At 70.5% G+C, this 18119-nt stretch carries 11 protein-coding genes and 1 pseudogene; 10 read left to right on the top strand and 2 right to left on the bottom strand.

What is annotated here, in order from left to right; translation table 11 throughout:
- Positions 1-2: 2 nt before the first annotated feature.
- From SALPAC3_RS0124175 to SALPAC3_RS0124140, 8 genes are all read left to right on the top strand, one after another.
- Positions 3-1115 carry an ATP-binding protein gene (locus SALPAC3_RS0124175; protein WP_018223744.1) on the top strand — a complete coding sequence of 371 codons (1113 nt, stop codon included), beginning with the start codon at positions 3-5 and terminating at the stop codon, positions 1113-1115.
- On the top strand, positions 1112-3946 hold the full coding sequence (locus SALPAC3_RS0124170) for a DUF5682 family protein (RefSeq protein ID WP_018223743.1): 2835 nt from the start codon (positions 1112-1114) through the stop codon (positions 3944-3946). The genes SALPAC3_RS0124175 and SALPAC3_RS0124170 overlap by 4 nt, the downstream gene beginning before the upstream one ends.
- Positions 3947-4172: 226 nt before the next feature.
- Complete coding sequence (locus tag SALPAC3_RS0124165) at positions 4173-4607, top strand: DUF4259 domain-containing protein (protein WP_018223742.1); 435 nt, start codon at positions 4173-4175, stop codon at positions 4605-4607.
- A 672-nt stretch (positions 4608-5279) separates the two neighbouring features.
- Positions 5280-8930: a DUF4132 domain-containing protein gene (locus SALPAC3_RS0124160; protein ID WP_018223741.1), complete on the top strand. Its 3651-nt coding sequence runs from the start codon at positions 5280-5282 to the stop codon at positions 8928-8930.
- Positions 8927-10063 carry an ATP-binding protein gene (locus SALPAC3_RS0124155; protein ID WP_018223740.1) on the top strand — a complete coding sequence of 379 codons (1137 nt, stop codon included), beginning with the start codon at positions 8927-8929 and terminating at the stop codon, positions 10061-10063. Before SALPAC3_RS0124160 ends, SALPAC3_RS0124155 begins: the two co-directional genes overlap by 4 nt.
- Positions 10063-12336 (top strand): DUF5682 family protein, encoded by a 2274-nt coding sequence (locus SALPAC3_RS0124150; RefSeq protein ID WP_018223739.1) that lies wholly within the window; start codon positions 10063-10065, stop codon positions 12334-12336. The genes SALPAC3_RS0124155 and SALPAC3_RS0124150 overlap by 1 nt, the downstream gene beginning before the upstream one ends.
- Positions 12333-13466 carry a VWA domain-containing protein gene (locus SALPAC3_RS0124145; protein ID WP_018223738.1) on the top strand — a complete coding sequence of 378 codons (1134 nt, stop codon included), beginning with the start codon at positions 12333-12335 and terminating at the stop codon, positions 13464-13466. Before SALPAC3_RS0124150 ends, SALPAC3_RS0124145 begins: the two co-directional genes overlap by 4 nt.
- Positions 13463-15487 (top strand): hypothetical protein, encoded by a 2025-nt coding sequence (locus SALPAC3_RS0124140; RefSeq protein WP_018223737.1) that lies wholly within the window; start codon positions 13463-13465, stop codon positions 15485-15487. The genes SALPAC3_RS0124145 and SALPAC3_RS0124140 overlap by 4 nt, the downstream gene beginning before the upstream one ends.
- 69 nt (positions 15488-15556) lie before the next feature.
- Here the strand turns inward: SALPAC3_RS0124140 and SALPAC3_RS0124135 are convergent, their stop codons facing one another.
- Positions 15557-16045, bottom strand: coding sequence for a hypothetical protein (locus tag SALPAC3_RS0124135; RefSeq protein WP_018223736.1), 489 nt, complete (start codon positions 16043-16045; stop codon positions 15557-15559).
- On the opposite strand from SALPAC3_RS0124135, the gene SALPAC3_RS0124130 reads away from it, so the two are divergent.
- Together SALPAC3_RS0124130 and SALPAC3_RS28145 are read left to right on the top strand one after the other, a co-directional pair.
- On the top strand, positions 16046-16705 hold the full coding sequence (locus SALPAC3_RS0124130; RefSeq protein ID WP_026185862.1) for an acVLRF1 family peptidyl-tRNA hydrolase: 660 nt from the start codon (positions 16046-16048) through the stop codon (positions 16703-16705).
- Positions 16706-16887: 182 nt separating this feature from the next.
- A pseudogene (locus tag SALPAC3_RS28145) lies at positions 16888-16977 on the top strand (methyltransferase type 11); the annotation flags it as partial.
- A gap of 114 nt (positions 16978-17091) precedes the next feature.
- Here the strand turns inward: SALPAC3_RS28145 and SALPAC3_RS0124125 are convergent.
- A complete protein-coding gene (locus SALPAC3_RS0124125; protein WP_018223734.1) occupies positions 17092-17604 on the bottom strand; it encodes a GNAT family N-acetyltransferase in 513 nt (170 codons plus the stop codon).
- Positions 17605-18119 lie beyond the last annotated feature (515 nt).

Raw genomic sequence — 18119 nt, 5'->3', positions numbered from 1 at the left:
TCATGTCCGAGATGCTGCGTGCCCCCGTCGAGGTCAAGTACGCCGACGAACTCGACTACCTGGCGTCGGTCGACACCGATCCGAAGCCGTTTTCCTGGCGGCTCAGCCCACGCATGGTCCGGCTGTTCGTCCTCGGCTCCGAACGCGCCGACGGCCTGGACCGGGTGATCCCGCAGAAGTGGTTCGGCGACCGCAGCTTCGTCGAGCGCAGCATCGTCACCCTGGCCTCTGACCGGGGTCTGCTGCTCCTCGGTGATCCTGGCACCGGCAAGAGCTGGCTGGCCGAGCTGTTGGCCGCCGCGATCTGCCGCAACTCCACGCTGGTGGTGCAGGGCACCGCCGGCACCACCGAGGACCACATCAAGTACTCGTGGAACGTGTCCATGGTCATCAGCCAGGGGCAATCCCGGAAGTCGATGATCCCGTCACCGATCATGACCGCGATGGAACAGGGCGTTGTCGGCCGCTTCGAGGAGCTGACCCGCTCCACCAGCGACGTGCAGGACGCGCTGATCTCCATCCTGTCGGAGAAGTACGTGTCGATCCCGGAGCTGGACCACGACAACATCGTCTTTGCCAAGCCGGGCTTTTCCATCATCGCGACCGCAAACAGCCGCGATCGCGGGGTCAACGACCTGTCCTCAGCGCTGAAACGACGATTCAATTTCGTCCGGATCCCGGTGGTGACCAACAAACGCAGCGAGGCAGAGATCGTCCGGTTCCGCACCGAGGAACTGCTGCGCCGGCACCGCATCGAGGTGGAGGTGCCGCCCACCCTGCTGGACATCCTGCTGCAGAGCTTCGCCGACCTGCGTACCGCTGCCGCGGGGGCGACCAGTGACGACGAGAAGCTCGAGTCGGCGCTGTCCACGGCGGAGCAGATCGGTGTGTTGGAGGACGCAATCCTGCACAGCCAGTTCTTCGGTGATCGGGCGCTGCGTGCCGAAACCCTGGCCGGGTCGATGATGGGGTCGTTGGCCCGGCGGAGCCCGGAGGACCTGGCGATCCTCAACAAGTACCTGCACGGGGTGGTGGAGCCTCGGGCCAAGCAGGACGGCGGTGGTTGGGAGGGCTTCCTCGACGGTGGCCGCCAGGCGATCGCCGCGTTGTCGTGACCGCGCCCGTTGCAGGTGGTCCCTTCGCTGGTCTGCGCCACCAGCTCACCGCGGCCGCCACTGCCTTCGCCGACTCTCCGGACACCCTCGCCGGCATCCTCGCGGGCATGATTGACGACGTCGACCGGGCCCTCGCCGTGCCGCTGGAGATCTTCCCGGTCTGCCACCACTCGCCGGCCTCCGCGCTGGCCGTGGTGCGCCGGCTGCGCGAGAAGCAGCCCCAAGTGATCTATCTGGAACTCTGTGAGGACCTGCGACCGCTGCTCGGCGAACTGGGTAACTGCCGGCTTCCGGTGGCGGTGCAGGCGTTCGCCTCCGAGCTGGATGGCCACCCGAGCGAGTGGGGTCCGCTCAGCATCGTCGCACCGCTCACCGAGGCCTCTGCCGAATACCAGGCCATCGTGTACGCCCTGGAGACACCGGGGGTCGAGCTGGTGCTGGTGGATCGTTCCACCGACCACGTCTTCCAGTGGCTGCCCCGCACCCCGGAGGCCCAGCCAGACGGCGCCGTCCAGGCGGGCGAGGAGGGCGGCCGGCCCGGCGACGACGCTGCCCTGCACGGCGACGCGGTGGGGGTGGAAGTCGGTGACCTGCGCCCCGGCTTCGCGGAACTGGAGGCGTACCTGCTGCACCATGGCAAGGTGCGGCACTGGTCGGAGTGGTGGGACCAGTACGTCGAGCAGCCCCTCGCCGACGCGGATCATGACACCTACCGGCAGGTGATGGTCCTCATCGGCAGCCTGTTCCGCCGGCTGCGCCCGACTCACTCCGAGCGGCTGGACCGCGACGAGGACCGGGAGCGGTACATGTGGACGCGGATGCGCGAACACCTCGCCACCTCCGGCGTTGACCCTGGTCGCTGCCTCTACCTTTGCGGCGCCTTTCACGCCGCCAGTCGGGTTGAGCAGTTCGGCCTCGCCTCCGATGCCCCCGGCTACGAAATCAGCCCCCGCACCGGCACCCGCTGGCGGTACGGGCTGATCCCATCCAGTCATTCCGCCATCGAGGCGCAGTTCGGCCTGGCCCCCGGCTCGGTCTCCATCGCCGCGGCGACCTGGACGAAGGCATTGAAACGCTCGGGTCTCACCCCGTACCGCCTGGAGGGGCAGCGCGGCACCCGCACTCGCGGCCGGGACGGACGGGATACCGCCGCACCTGCCACCGGTCCCACCGACCGGCTCTCCAGCTTTCTCACCGCACCACCCGAGCTCAACGGCATCGACGAGGCGGAGCTCCGTGGCTGGTGTGTCGACATCGTCCGGCTCGCCCGACGCAACGGCTACCTAGCCAGCACCGCCGACGCGATCGCCGTCTACGAGACCTCTACTCTCCTCGCCGGCCTACGCAACCGGACCCGCCCCACCCCATACGACTTCACCGACGCGGCGGTCACCTGCATCGAGAAGGACGTCGTCCCCGGCCGGCGGGATGTCCGCCGGCTCTGCGAGATCCTGCTCGGCGGCGACCGAGTCGGCCGGGTCGGCTACGAGGCCCTCCCACCGCTGGCCCGCGACGTCCTCGAACGTCTCCGCCCACTCGGCTTGGACCTGCAAAAGCGGACTGTCCAGCGGGCCCTGCTCGACCTACACGCCGACTCCCGGCTGGCGCCCTGTTCCGATCTGCTCTGGATGCTGCGCTACCTGCTCCCGCACGATGCGGTTCGTCCTATCATGGGAGAGCGGCGGCTGGGCCACCGATCCATCCAGGAGAGTTGGGATGTCGCGCTCGGCCGCAACCAACGGGCCCTGATCGAGCTGGGCTACGAGGGCGTCACCGTGGAACAGGTGCTGGAGCAGCGGCTGCGTCGTGCGGTACGGGGGCCGCAGGCGACCGCTGCCGGGGCTCTGGCTGCCATCGAGGACGCTATTCGGCTGCTCGGCAGTCCCCGTCTGATCGGCGAACTCGGTACCCGGGCCGTGGAGTTGCTCGCCACCGAACGCACTGTCGACGACGCCCCGGACGTGCTGCGCCGCATCCGCCGGCTCCTCACCCACCACCGTGCCACTGCGACGGCTCTGCCAGCCTGGTGCGAGGCGTTCGTGGCCGCCGGCTACACGCACTACTGCACGCTGCTGCCGAGCGCGTTCGTCGACGAGCAGGCTGGGGTCCGGCAGGTCGGCGCCATGCTCGGCTTCCTGTTCAGCATGGAGAACCTGGCGTTGTCCCTCGGCTGCGATCGCACGCAGCTCGAACTCGCCGTTGCCCAGGCACACCCGGAGGCACCCGCCAAGGTGGCCCTGCGCTGGGCAGCCCGGCACCAGCTGGGTTTGCTGCCCCTCACCGAGTTGCGCGACTGCTGCGCCGAGTTGCTGGCCAACCCACTGGTGGTGCCGATCTTCCCGCAGTATCTCTCCGGCTTCGTACAGGCCCTCGACCCGGTACCCGGGCTGGCGTCGTTCGTCGTCGAGCTGATGTCGACGGCCTTCGCTCAGCTGCCCGACCCAATCCTGCTGCCCTGGCTGCCCACTCTCATCACCACGCTGCGCGAGCACGGCCAGGAGCTGGTGCCACTGCTGATCCGCGAGGCGGCACACACCTTCCCCGGCACCCTGCCCGCGCTGGACAGCTGGGAGCCGCCCTGGGTCAAAGCCACCCCAGCGCCGGCGCCTCCGAACGTGCCGGCGGGGCCCGTCGTCGGCCTGCTGACCGACCATCCCGATTCCGTTGACGCGATCGCCGGGCTGCTTGGCTGCTCCAACCCGTGGCAACGGCACGACCAACCCGGTCGCATCGAGGTAGTGGCACTGCTCGCCCGGCACCCGGATACCGCCGCAGCCGTGGTGGACCTCCTGTTGGTAGATCGGACAACTGCCGTAGTAGCGCAGAGGTAAGAAGCGCATGCATGCCGTGGACCTAAGGTCATGGCCGTGCTTCTAGCGCGGCCGACAACATGTCCGGAGGGTACGCCGGAGGCTGTCCAGCAGGTGGTGGGCAGGCGACAGACCCCGCGAACACTCGTGCTCGAACCGCGCGGCGATCCCGCACCGGTCCTGCTGGCGGGATCCTGTCGGTGGCCAGTGCCAGAATGCAGTTCGGTTGACTCTTGGGGAGGACAGCGTGGGAGCCTGGGACGTCGGACCGTTCGACAACGACACCGCCGCCGACTGGTGTGGTGACCTCGACGATGCCCACCCGGGCGACCGCACGACACTGATCCGCGCTGCCCTGAACCGCGCCGCCGACGAGGACGACTACCTCGACTCCGACTACGCCTGCAAAGCGATCGCCGCAGCTGCCACTCTTACCGCACAGCTGCCCGGGGGCCAACCGATCGACTCCCCGTACGCGCCGGAGTTTCTGCGCGGCGGCAACCGCCTGAAGGTGCCCGAGGATCTGGCGGCACTTGCGGTACGCGCCATCGACCGGATCATGGCTGACGACTCCGAATGGCGCGACCTCTGGCAAGACGCCACTGACGGAGATACCAATGCCGCCTTCGACGCCGTCCATGGCCTTCGTACGGCCCTATCCGCGGTACGGGAAGGCGCGTGACACATTCAGCGGTCTGGACACCGACGCCCGCGTGCCCTCGCTCCAAGCAGAAGGGTATTCGATCCGCCATCGTCGCCGGATACCCCACTCCCCTGCCGACCCCCGGACGAGCTGACCGTGCGCTGCCTGGAGAACCCGAAAGCACGGTTCGGCTGTTCGACCGGTACTCCCGGATGAGTGCGGCACCAGATTCTCTGTCGAGCTCGAAGCGGTTGGGATGCGGTGGCGCCAGCACGACCGGGGATGTATCTGATGCGCGACGATTTCTCTCTTCGGCGGCCCAACGGACAGGGGATACATGACGGTTTGGCTGCCGGATCTGCGACACCACTCTGACGATTCCGGTGTCGCGGGTGGCACTGCCCGTCCACGCGCACCAGAAGTACGGGAACGCGCCGGGATGGGTTGCGACGCAGCGTGCCACCCCGGCGAGGTCCACGGTGTTTGGTTGTTCGGCTGGCCGCCCACCCCTGCCGTCTCCGGCCGCACCGAGGACGTGCGCGGCCCGTGCCGCTGGGGACTCTGTCGGTCGCCACCGCTATGGTTCCGTCGCTGCCCCGCCAGGAGGTGCGTTCGCACTGGTGGCGTTGCCAGCCGCTCCGGCGGCTGGTGCATGCTGTCACAGGTCGCGCGGTCCGGTAGCAACCGTTTCGTTGAGCAGGAGGTTCGTGAGTGGGCAGCACCCGTAGCTTGGAACTCGTAGCCGGTGGGTCCGGGAAGTTCTGGGAGGTCACCCGCGAAGGCCGGGAGGTGGTCGTCCGGTACGGCCGGATCGGCACGACCGGCCAGACGACCACCAAGAGCCTGACCACTGAGGACGCGGCCGCCGTCTACGTCGACAAGCTGATCGCGGAGAAGCTGCGTAAGGGGTATCTCGAACCGAGCACCGACTCACCGCAACCGTCCGCCGCCACCCCCGTCGCCTCGGCGACGACGGTTGTCGGGGGCCACCAGGAGGGTGAGCCGGTCGCGGCGGAGGGCGCTGCCTCCGCGGTGCCTGCCATCAACGAGGACGCCTTCGTCGTGCCGCCGTCGTGGCGCCGCAACCTCTTCCCCCGTCGAGGGGCTGCCGGTGCGGCGGTGCGCAAGCCCGACCTGGCCTCCCGCGCCAAGGGGGTGGCGCTGCTTGACAAGCTCTCCGGGCACATCGAGCAGGCCCTTCGGCACACCCAGACCGAGCCGGAGGTGGCCGCGGCCGGCCTCCAGCAGCTGGCTGGAAGCCCGTCCCCGCTGGGGGCGGCTGCGGTCGCCGCCGCCGTGGTGGACAGATTCACCTGGCGCGAGCGGGACGAGCCGCGGGGGCTCGCCGACCTGTGGCTGGCCGACTACGGTCTTCCCTTCGCCGTGGCGGCGGCGGTCGAGCTGCTGTCGCTGGGCTGGAACTGCGGCAGCCGCCACCAGTCGGGAGCCACCCCGATTCGCCACCTGCACCCGGACGAGATTCGGTCGTGGTGGGTGCACGAGCCCGGGCTGACGATCGCCGGACGGGTCCGAGCCGCGCTCGCCGTCGCACCGGACGACCGGTATGCCGACGCCCTGGCTGCCCTCGGCCCGTTCCGGGAAGGCACGCTGCACCAGCGGGTGGCGGCGACGTTTCTCGCACCCACCGAGACCGACTGGCACGACGAGACCGTCGCGGCCGTCGCCGCCGCCGGCAACCGAGTTCTGGCGACGATCCTCCTGACCGTGGTGACCTCCCCGACGCACGTCGCCCAGGCCGTTGACCACTCCCAGGACCATTCTGTCCTCCCGTCGGCGGCACTGCTCTACTCGTTCGTGGCCGGTGCCGGCCCGGTCGCGGCACCCACGCTCGCCGCCTGGCTCGACGACGCGTACGCCGATGCCGACATTAAACGCCGGCTGCTCGCGGCGTTGGCCGCGTTGCCGGGCGACGAGGCGTTCCAACTGCTGCTCGACCGGTGCGACCAGAAGTACGTGCCAGCTGCCCTGCTGGACGCCGCCGGACGGTTTCCCGTCCGTGGGCTTCGGCTGCTCGCGGGAAGCGGACGGCGCGGTGTGGGTGACCTGCTGCGGGCGCACGTGCTCGCCAACCCCGAGTTGGCCGAGCGGATGCTACCGACGCTGCCGGACGACACGGCGGGGCGGATTCGCGCCGTCCTGGCGGCGACGGTCGCGGTCACCGAGGCATCCGCGGATGCCCTTCCCAACCTGCTCGTCCGTCCGCCCTGGAGCGTCAAGCGGCCGGTCCGCCGACCGATCGTCGTTGACGGCCTGGTTTGCCGGGACGAGCCGACGATGGTGTGGGGCGCTGGCGAGCGCGAGGCGTGGCGTGACGACAGCGGCCACCACCGGGCCTGGTCCAATCGCAACCGCAGCTGGGAGTCGCTGACGGCACGGGTGCGCGACGGCCAGGCGACCTGGTGGGAGGCGGCTGACTTCTTTGTTCGCGCGCCCGACGAGATCGCCCGCCCGCTGATCAGCGGCTGGCGTCCGCAGGACCTTTGGGGCGGCGGGTCGTGGATGCGCATCGTGGTGGGCCGTTTCGAACTCGACGCCCTACCTGCCGCCCTCGACGCCGCCCGGCGCAGCCCGGTGACGATTGCCGGAACGCTGCTGCCGTACGCGGCCCCGGAGATCGCGGTCTTGATGGTCGACTGGCTTGGCCGGCTCAAGTCGACCCGGGCGACGGTACTGGCCTGGTTGACCCGGCACACCGCGGTGGCCGCCCGGGCACTGGTCCCGCCGGCGCTGGGCCGGCCCGGAGCCGAACGGCGCCAGGCCGAGCGGGCGCTGTGGGCGTTGGCTGGCAACGGGCACGCCGACGACGTCCGCACGGCCGCGAAGGAGTATGGACCAGCGGCGGCTGAGGCGATCGACGAGTTGCTGGCCGTCGACCCGCTCGATGCGCTGCCGGCAAGGATCCCGAAGCTGCCGGACTGGGCAGACCCGGGCCGGCTGCCCCGCATCCAGCTGCGCGACGGATCGGGTGTCCTGCCGCTGCCGGCCGCCGGCCACGTGATCACCATGCTCGCGATGTCGCGCCCCGACGATCTGTACGCTGGTGTCGCGGTCGTCAAGGACATCTGTGAGCCGCGCAGCCTCGCCGACCTCGCCTGGGCGCTGTTCCAGAACTGGCAGGCCGCGGGTACCCCGTCGAAGGAGAGTTGGGTGCTCGACGCGCTCGGGCTCGTCGGCGACGACGAGACCGTGCGCCGGCTCGCGCCGGTGATCCGGGCCTGGCCCGGCCAGGGTGGTCACACGCGGGCGGTCGCCGGCCTCGATGTACTCGCCGCGATCGGCACCGACGTGGCGCTGATGCATCTGCATGGTATCGCGCAGAAGGTGAAGTTCAAGGGCCTCAAGGAGCGGGCCAACGCCAAGATGCGCGAGGTCGCGGCCGGGTTGGGGTTGGCGCCGGATCAGCTCGCCGACCGGCTCGTACCGGACCTGGGGCTCGGAGCGACGGGCAGCCTCACCCTCGACTACGGCCCACGGCAGTTCGTGGTGGGCTTCGACGAGCGTCTCAAACCGTATGTGCGGGATGCTGACGGCAAACGGCGCAAGGATCTGCCGAAGCCCGGCGTCAAGGATGACCCTGCCCTCGCGCCCGCTGCCTACCAGCGGTTCGGCGGGCTGAAGAAGGACGTCCGTACCATCGCCAGCGAGCAGATCCGCCGGCTGGAGCAGGCGATGGTGACGCAGCGGCGATGGACGGGCGCCGAGTTCCGTCAGCTCTTCGTGGGGCACCCACTGGTGTGGCACCTGGTACGGCGGTTGGTGTGGGGGCGGTACGACGAGCGGGGCGAGCTGGTCGGCGCCCTGCGGGTGGCCGAAGACCGGACGTTCGCCGATGTGGACGACGACCCGGTGTCGCTTCCCGATGACGCCGTGGTCGGTGTCGCCCACCCGGTGCAGCTGGCCGATGCCGTGGCCGCCTGGGGCGAGGTGTTCGCCGACTACGAAATTCTGCAACCGTTCCCGCAGCTCGGCCGGGACGTACACACGCTGGCCGAGACGGAGCTGACAGCGCACCGGCTGACCCGGTTCGAGGGGATCACCGTGCACGTGGGCAAGCTCCTCGGCCTGGAGCGCCGTGGGTGGCACCGGACGTCGCCGGAGGACGGCGGCGTCCAGGGCTGTGTCGAGCGCGAACTGCCGGGTGGGGGTGCCGTCGTGATCGGGCTCGACCCGGGCATCGTCGTCGGCCTGGTGGACGAGTTCGTCGACCAGAAGCTGGACGAGATCTGGGTGCGGCGCGCCCAGGACAGGCACTGGGACAACGTACGGGTGGCGTCGTTCGGCGACCTGGACCCGGTTTCCGCTTCCGAAATCATCCGTGACCTTGAGGAGATCACCGAATGAGCGCGGGTAGCGGGCGAACGGCGGGCGCGGTGGGCGCCGACGGCGGCGCGACGCCACGGGTGCAGCGGCCGCCGGCCGAGGTGCGCTACGCCGACGAGTTGGCGCGGCTGCGCGCCGAGGACACCGCGGAGCGGCCGCCCGGCTGGGCGCTGAGCCTGCAGGCGGCCCGGCGGTTCATTCTCGGTGACGAGCGGGCCGGCATCCGTCGCAAGTTCGTCGGTGACCCGTCGCTGATCGACCGCGCCCTGGTCACCCTCGCCACCAGTCGCGGCCTCATGCTCGTCGGCGAGCCGGGCACCGCCAAGTCGCTGCTGTCGGAGCTGCTGGCCGCCGCGGTCAGCGGAGATTCCACATTGACCATTCAGGGCGGCGCAGCGACAACCGAGGATCAGATCAAGTACTCGTGGAATTATGCGCTGCTTGTCGCCGAGGGTCCGTCCCGGCGGTCCCTGGTGCCGGCGCCGCTGTTGCGGGGCATGGCGGAGGGCAGGGTGGTCCGGTTCGAAGAGATCACCCGCTGTCCCCTGGAGGTGCAGGACTGCCTGCTGTCGCCGCTGTCCGACCGGGTGCTCGCGCTGCCGGAGCTGACCGGCGACGACGCGATGGTCTTCGCCCAGGAGGGATTCAACATCATCGCCACGGCGAATACCCGTGACCGCGGTGTCAACGACATGAGCTCTGCGCTCAAGCGGCGGTTCAACTTCGAGACGGTCTTCCCGATCGCCGACTTCGACACCGAACTGACGCTGGTCGTCGCCGAGGCGGGCGAGCTGCTCCGTCGCTCCGGGGTTACCGTCGAGCCACGGCGCGACGTTCTCGAGGTGCTGGTTACCGCCTTCCGCGAGCTGCGCATCGGCCAGACGTCCCGCGGCGACGCGATGGAGCGCCTGTCGGCCGTGATGAGCACCGCTGAGGCGGTGTCGGTCGCCCACGCCGTCGGGCTACGTGGCTGGTTCCTGCGGGGCGAACCGGGCACGGCCGCCGATCTCGTGTCGTGCCTCGCCGGCACGGCCGCCAAGGACAACCCGGACGACCTGGCCCGGCTGCGGCGCTACCTCGAGCAGCAGGCCAGTCGGCACGCCGGCGGGCAGTGGAAGGAGCTGCACACCGCCCGGCACCTGCTGCCCGGCTGATGGGAGCCACCTTCATCGGCGTGCGCCACCACAGCCCGGCCTGTGCCCGGCTCGTCGCCGAGACAATCTCGGCACTACGGCCGGCGTACGTGCTGGTCGAAGGACCAGTCGACATGAACGGCCGGCTCGACGAACTGCTACTCGGGCACGAGCTGCCCGTCGCGGTCTTCACAAGCTACCGCGATGCGGAACGGCAGCATGCCTCCTGGGCGCCGTTCTGCGCGTACTCCCCGGAGTGGGTCGCGCTGACCACGGGCCGCGAGGTGGGTGCCCAGCTGCGCTTCATCGACCTGCCCGCCTGGCATCCCGCATTCGCCGGCCGGCGTAACCGCTACGCGGACGCTGAGCAGCGGTACGCCGAGGTGATGGAGTCGCTGTGCCGCACGTTCGCGGCCGACAACGTCGACGCGTTGTGGGACCACCTGTTCGAGGTCCCCCCGGCCGACGGCCTCGCCGAGCGGCTCGCCGTCTACTTCGACCTGGTCCGCGGCGAGTCGACGGCCGGTCCGGAGGACGCCGCGCGGGAGGCGTACATGGCCCGGTGGGTGCGGGCGGCCGTCGCCGACGCCGGGGACCGGCCGGTCGTGGTCGTCACCGGCGGGTTTCACCGGCCGGCACTTATCCAGCTCAGCGCCACCAGCGACAGCGCCCCGGTCGACCTCGGCTGGCCGCAGACGCCGGGGCTCCCGGCCACAGCGGCCGGCGGCAGTTACCTGGTGCCGTACTCGTTCCGCCGGCTCGACGCCTTCGACGGCTACCAGTCCGGGATGCCGTCGCCCGACTACTACCAACGGCTCTGGGACACCGGCCCGGAGTCCGCCGCGGACCAGTTGATGGCCGCGGTGGTCGGGCGGCTGCGGGAACGGCGGCAGACGGTGTCGACGGCGGACCTGATCGCGGCGCGAGTCTCGGCGGAGGGGCTCGCCCGGGTACGCGGACACCGGCACCTCGCCCGGGTCGACGTTCTCGACGGGTTGGCCGCCACACTGGTCAACGAGGCGCTCGACGTACCCCTGCCCTGGTCGACCCGGGGCACCCTGCGCACGGGCACCCATCCCGCGATAGTCGAGATGGTCGCCGCCCTCAGCGGCGACCGCGTCGGCCGGCTGCATCCGTCGACCCCACTGCCGCCGCTGGTGCACAACGCCGAGGCCGATCTGGAGCGGCACGGGCTCGACCGGCCCGGCGACGTACGCCTGAAGCTGACCGACCCGACCGACCTGAAGCGCAGCCGGATCCTGCACCGGCTGCGAGTCCTGCGGATCCCCGGCTTCACCCGACACGCCGGCCCCACCACCGGCATCGACCCGGTCCTGGACGAGGAGTGGAGCATCTGCGCCGATGACAACCGCCTGCCGGCCCTGATCGAGGGCGGCGGCTACGGCCGGACGCTCGAAGAGGCAGCGGCCTCGGTGCTGGCGGATCGGATCGCCGCCGCCCGAGGTGACATGGAAAAGCTGGCCGCCGCCTTGTTCGACGCGGCCCTGTGCGGCAGCGACCAAGTCTCCGACCGGGTGCTACACGGGGTCACCGGGGCGGTCGCCGCCGCACCCGAGGTGGCACCCGTCGGCCGGGTGCTGGCGGTCGTCCTCGCGTTGTGGCGCCACGACCATCTGCTGGGCACCGCTCGCACCGAAACGCTGGGCGTGGTCGTCAAAGCCGGGGTAGAGCGGGTCCTGTGGCTCGCCGAGGGGGTTTACGGCGGGGCGGCGCCAGCCCAGCCGGCGCGGATCGACGCGCTGGTGGCAGCCCGCGATGCCCTCGTGCACGCCCGGTCCGCCCTCGGGCTCGACCGCGAAGCGGCCCTGGCCGTGGCAGCCCGGATCGCCAGCAACGCGGACGTGCCGCCGGACCTCCGCGGGGCGGCGTTCGGCTTCGCCTGGTCGCTGGGCGCCCAGGTCGAGCCGGTACGCGCCGTGCGCGGCGCGTTCGCCCCGGGATCGGTCGGTGACTGGCTCGCCGGGATGTTCGCGCTGGCCCGGGAGGAGGTCCTCGCGGCCGACGGCGTCCTCAACCTGCTCGACGAGCTGCTCAGCGGGATGGGTGAGCAGGAGTTCCTCGTCGCCCTGCCGGCGCTGCGTCAGGCGTTCGCGTATTTCCCGCCCCGGGAACGCGAGACGATCGCCCGGCACGCGCTCGCCCGGCGCGGCGTCGCCGGGTCGGGCCGGGCGCTGCTGCGGCTGCCCATCGCACCCGACGTGGTCGCGGCCGGCCGCGCCCTCGACGAGCGGGTCGACGCGCTGCTCGCCCGGGAAGGACTGATGGGCACGTGACCGATCCCGAGTTGGAACGGTGGCGGCTCGTGCTCGGCGAGCCCGGCGACGCCGCCCTCGGCTGCCGATCGCTCGCGGCCGAGACCACGGCCCGCGACGCCGCACTGGAATGGCTGTACGGACGCGACGAGGAACTCGGTCGCCGGGGCGTACGCCGCGCCGGCAGCCGATCCGGCGGCGACGGTCCCCCGATGCTAACCACAGTGGACTGGCTCGACGATATCGCCCGACTCTTCCCCCGCGAAACCATCGAGCGACTGCAGCGCGACGCGGTGGAGCGGTACGAAATCCACGACATAGTGACCGACCCCGCCGTCCTGGAACGTGTGGAGCCCAACCAAAGCCTGCTCAGAGCGGTGCTGCGCACGAAGCACCTGATGAACCCGCAGGTCCTGCGGCTGGCCCGGCGCATCGTCGAAGCGGTCATCCGCCAACTCATGGACAAGCTGGCGACCGAGGTGCGGGTGGCCTTCACCGGCGCACGGGCCCGGCGGCCGAGCCGGTTCCGGCAGGCACGCAACTTCGACGTCCGGCGCACCATCAACGCCAACCTCGGCCACTACCAGCCCGCAGACCAGCGGCTGTTCATCGAGACGCCATACTTCTTCTCGCGCACCCGCCAGCACATCGACCAGTGGCAGGTGATCCTGCTCATCGACCAGTCCGGGTCGATGGCCGACTCGGTCATCCACTCCGCGGTCACCGCCGCCTGCCTGTGGGGACTGCCCGGCGTCCGCACCCACCTGGTCGCGTTCGACACCGACATTGTCGACCTGACCAGCGATGTCGACGACCCGGTCGAGCTGCTGATGAAGGTCCAGCTCGGTGGTGGCACCAACATCGGCCGCGCGGTCGACTACGCCGCGCAGCTCATCGAGCAGCCCCGGCGGGCCATCGTCGCGCTGATCACGGACTTCTACGAGGGCGGGTCGGAGGAGCGGCTCGTGCGTGTCGTAAGCGGCCTGGTCGAGCAGGGCACCAAGGTGCTCGGGCTGGCGGCGCTCGACGAACAGGCCAACCCGGTGTACGACCGCGCGGCCGCGCAACGCCTCGCCGACGTCGGCGCGTCCGTCGGCGCGATGACACCGGGCGAACTCGCCACGTTCGTCGCCGAGCAGGTGGGCCGATGAGCACACCCCCCGCCACCACCCGCGGCGACCTGCTGGCCCTGACGCCCGATTCGCTGGCCGCCCTAGCCAACCGAGGGCTCGTCAAGCGGGCCACCAAGGAGCTCGACCAGGCCGGGCCGGCCGTCACCGTGGACGGCGACGGCACCGTGCGTGGCACCTTCCCCGACGGCACCGCCGCCAGCCTGCCAACCGGCGGCCTCGACGTTGGCGCCTGCTCCTGCGACGCCACCACGGTCTGCCGCCACCTCATCGGACTCGTCCTCGCCTACCAGCGGCAACAAACCGCTGCCAGCTCGCTCGCCGACCCGGGCTCGCCGCCGTGTTCCCCGACCGACGTTCCGTCCGCAGCACCGCCGAGCACCGGCACCGGCCAGGCCGCCTGGTCACCGGGCTCGTTCACCGACGAGCAGCTCACCGGCCGCATCGGCGCCCGACTGATGGCCGCCGCCCGGCGGGTGGCGCGTGCCGGATACCTGGCCCGGGTACGCCGCCCCGCACCCACCGACCCCGTCCCCACCGTCGAACTGGGCTCGGTCACCGTACGCTTCCTCGTCCCCCACGACCTCGGCTTCGTACACACCGACGCCGTCGCCGGCACCCGCGACGACGTGGTCGCACTCGCCGTGTGGGCGTTCCGGGTCGCGGACGAGCGCGCGCCCAGCCTGGCCGAGGCGCGGGTCGAGGTCGGCGGCCCGGCCAACGACAACGGCAGCGGCTCAGGGCTCGAGGCGACGCTCCTGCTCGCCGACCGGGTGCTGCGCGACGGCGCCGTGCACGTCGGAAGCGGTATGGCGGCGGCTGTCGCCGAGCAGCAACAGGCTCTGGACGCCGTCGGGCTGCGCTGGCCGCTGCTCGCCCTCGGCGACCTGGCCGACCAGCTGACGGCGTACCGGGAACGCAGTGCCCGGTACCGGCCGGACACGCTGGCCGGACTGGTCCTGGAGCTGCATGCCCGTCACCGAGCGGTCTGCGACGGCGGCGGCAGTTTGCGGGCCCTGGTGCTCGGCACAGACGAGGCAGCCGAGACCCCCCTTCGTCGGGTACGGCTCGACTCCCTCGGCTGCCGGGTGTCGGCGATTGGCGAGCAACGTACGGTGGAAATCTTCTATGCGCACGCCGAGACGGCCACGGTGCTGGTGCTACGGCGTAGCTGGGACGGAGAGGCCGACGGCGCCGCCCTGGCCCGCCGACGCATCACTGGCGCCGCCGTCGGCGCCCTGGCATCGGGCAACGTGGTGACCGAATCCGCCGTACGCAGCGCGAGCCGCGCTGTTCGGCTGGCCACCAGCCGAGTCGCCCAGACCACAGTCAACCCGTCGCAGGGGCATTGGGACGCGCTACCCGAGGCGCTCGTCGTGCGGGACATCGACGCGCTCGGCGTCGAGCTCGACGCACTGCCACCGCGGATGGTCCGGCCCCGCATCGAGGCCGAGATGGTACGCGTGGTGGCGATCGCCGACGTCCTGACCGTCAACTACTCGCCCGGTCAGCAGCGCCTCGACGCCGTCATCGTCGACGTGCACGGCACCCGTGCCACGGTCACCGCCACCCACACGGTTGCCGCGCCCGGCCGACTCGACGCGATCGCGGCGGCCCTCACCGGCAAGAATGGCCGGGTCCGATTCGTCAGCGGGATCGTGCACCGCTCCGCCGGCGAAGTGGTGATCGATCCCCTGGCGGTCGCCGTGGACGGAACGATGGTCGTACCGGACCATGCGCCCTCGGTGGCGAGTCACCTCGGGTTCGACGGCGGCGACGAGCCCAGCCAGCTGGTCGCCGTGCTGCAGGAAAGCCGGACGCTACTCACCACCGTTGCTCACCAGGGGTTGCTGCACCTGCCGGCCACCTACCCCGACCGCCTGCTCGGCGCAGCCCGGGAACTGACGAAGGTTGGGCTGCTGCGGGTGGCGAGCGCCGTCGACGGCTTCGCCAAGACGCTTGGCGCAGACCCCGGCGATGACGCGGTGCAGGCGTGGGTGGACGCCTACTTACGAGTAGAGGTGGCCCTCGACCTGTGTTGATCCGGATCCCGGGCGTGGCGTCACGGCGGCGCCTCCCCCACTCGTCGGCGGATCAGTCCGCAACAGCACCTACCTGGCCGAGCTGCGGCACGGCCACGCCGCGTCAGGGTCATCGCCCTGTCGCCGACTGAGTTCGTCGCTGCCGGCCGCACTCGCGCTTCCCCACAGCGGCGGCCTCACCGAAGGCGTCAACACCAAGACCAAACAAAATCGCCCGCCGGGGCCGAGCCGCAGGTACAGGTCCCAGGTGAGATGGCAGGGCGCGAATCCGAGCTCGGCGTCGGTACAGGCCCCGGCCGGCGACCTCGCTGAGCGCCGTGGGTGATCGGTGAGCAGCGCCCGCTCGTCCAGCTCGCCCGCCCCTCCGACGAATCGGTAGAGCGAGACGAACATCGCCGGGTCGATGCCGACCGGACCGGCCCCCACATGCTCCCAGTCGATGAGCACCAGGTGCCCGTCGTCAGAGTCCCCGGGTGGCACACTTGCGCGGATGCACTCCTGCAGGTCGCCTTCACGATAATGGGTGTAGGCCGGCCGTTCCCGATAGGTGGTGTTCACGTGGTCAGGGCGCGACCAGCCGCGGGCGGTGGGCGGTGGGTGGAGATCTCCCCGGAGCGAATTCGCGGTTGGCTCGACGGCTTCTACAGCCGCCACGACGGCGCCACCGAGGAGGGCCTCGTGCTGACCGGCATGAACAACGGTGATACCGCCACGCTGTATCCGCCGCCGGGGCTTGCCGAGGCGAAGGATATCGACACGCTGCTGGCCGGCATCATCCGACCGCCCCGGATCGCCGTGCTGCTGGCCCGTAAGGGTGCGGTTGCCGCCGGCGTCGCGGACGGAACGACCATCACCGTCTCCAAGGTCGAGCGCTTCTACGTACAGGGTCGCACCGCGGCCGGCGGTTCCTCACAGCAGCGCTACGCACGTCGCCGCGCCAACCAGGCCCAGGCTGCTACCCAGCGGGCTGCGGACATCGCCGCGCGGATCATGCTGCCCCATGCACCCGGTGTTGTCGCCGACCCTCACGACGCAGTCAGGTCCCTGGTCTGTGGCGGCGACCGATTGATGATCGAGGCGATCCTGACAGACCGGCGTCTGTCACCACTGGCACTGCTGCGTCATCCACACCTGCTCGATTCCGCCGAGCCCCGGCTGGCCGTCCTGGCCGACGCGGCGGTTGCGGCCAGACGGATCCGCGTCCATCTGATGCCATGACCTCGATCAGGTCCGGCTGATCGACGACGACCGACCAGGATGATGCACGAGGGCCCAACAGCGCCGGACCCGTACGTCCCGTGGCCCGCCCCACCCTGCGGCACGATCGGGTATCTGAGGTTCCCCGGTATCTCGGAAACATCATCGCCTCCGCGCTATCGGGGGAACCTCAGCTGGGCTCTTCCCCTGGATCGGACGGAGAGCTGCCGCTGTTCATGTCACTTCGCGTCCGTAAGCCGGCCGGCGACGGTGCGCCCCGGCCGCACGTGGGGTGGCCGGAGTTCACTCTGGGGCTGCCGGGCAACGGAGCCAGTCCGGTTGGCCGCCGCTTGACGGCGGTGCCGTCGCCGCGTGAACACCCTCACCGGCCGATGAGGGTCGGCCGGTCACACCGTGTCGACGGTCGGCACCCGACGGTCGTCCGGTGGCACGTCGGACTTGTCGAGGTGCATGATGTGACCGGTGGCGGTGAACGTCTCGTTGCCGACCAGCGGGCCGGTCCGGGTCTGCGTGACGGTGAACCCCTCGCTGGCGTAGAGCGCCTCGGCAGCCGGGTTACCGTCGAGCACGGTGACCTCGACCCGGGGCCCGGCGGCGGCGACCGCGTGGCCCAGCAGCGCCCTGCCGATTCCCTGCCGGTAGCGTTGCGGGTCGACGTACAGCCAGGTTACTTCGTCGTCGTCGAGTGCGACGAAGCCGGCTACGCTGCCACCGGCCTCCGCCACCCACAGGTGCCCGTCGAAAAGCCCTTCTCGCTCGGCGGTCTGCGCAAGGGTCAGGAAAGCCTCGACCCCGGCGGATCCGCGTAGCTCGTCACGTCGCGCGGCGTCGTGAATGCGCGCGATCGCATCCCAGTCGTCGTTGGTGTAGGGCCGAATCTCGATCTCCACCTGCGGCATGTCGACAATCCTTGCCGCCCCTCTCGACCGACGCAACACATTAACCGCCCAGGTGATGTCGGCATCGGCACGCGACAGGATCGGCCCCTGCGTCTCCGCAGGTCAGCCATATCCGTTGGTTCCTCCGCGCTTACTAGAACCGCAGGTCACGGGCTTCAGACACCTCGCGAACCCCGCGGTCCGGGCTCTTCAGGGAACCGCGCGCACCCTGCACGGCCCAGATCCTGGCGAATACTGGGCTTGCATTGTCTATTGCGGAACTCGTCAGTGGTGTCTTCGGGGCCGAGTGAATTCAATCATGGCAGGAGCCGTGAGCGAATTCGGTGTGTTGGCGCTACAACTCTGTGCATCGGGGTGAGCCGTCGGGCGCGCTCGTGCGCGTGGGTTGCCGTCATCGTTGCCGTCAAGCACGTACATAGCATGCATGTAGAACGATACTTTCGTCCAATGTGCACCTCTGTGGCCTTCGTGCTTGGTCGCCATCGTTGGTTAAGACTGGTTGAGGTAGACGGTGC

Source organism: Salinispora pacifica DSM 45544 (genome assembly GCF_000378845.1).
GTDB classification, from domain to species: Bacteria; Actinomycetota; Actinomycetes; order Mycobacteriales; family Micromonosporaceae; genus Micromonospora; species Micromonospora pacifica.
Note: the sequence above shows the minus strand (reverse complement) of the source record. Positions and strands in the feature narration are given on the sequence as shown.

Excerpts from the sequence above, each read along its gene's own strand:
- SALPAC3_RS0124150 (WP_018223739.1), top strand. The coding sequence starts at position 10,063 with ATGGGAGCCACCTTCATCGGCGTGCGCCACCACAGCCCGGCCTGTGCC.
- SALPAC3_RS0124175 (WP_018223744.1), top strand. The coding sequence starts at position 3 with ATGTCCGAGATGCTGCGTGCCCCCGTCGAGGTCAAGTACGCCGACGAA.
- SALPAC3_RS0124140 (WP_018223737.1), top strand. The coding sequence starts at position 13,463 with ATGAGCACACCCCCCGCCACCACCCGCGGCGACCTGCTGGCCCTGACG.
- SALPAC3_RS0124125 (WP_018223734.1), bottom strand. The coding sequence starts at position 17,604 with ATGCCGCAGGTGGAGATCGAGATTCGGCCCTACACCAACGACGACTGG.
- SALPAC3_RS0124155 (WP_018223740.1), top strand. The coding sequence starts at position 8,927 with ATGAGCGCGGGTAGCGGGCGAACGGCGGGCGCGGTGGGCGCCGACGGC.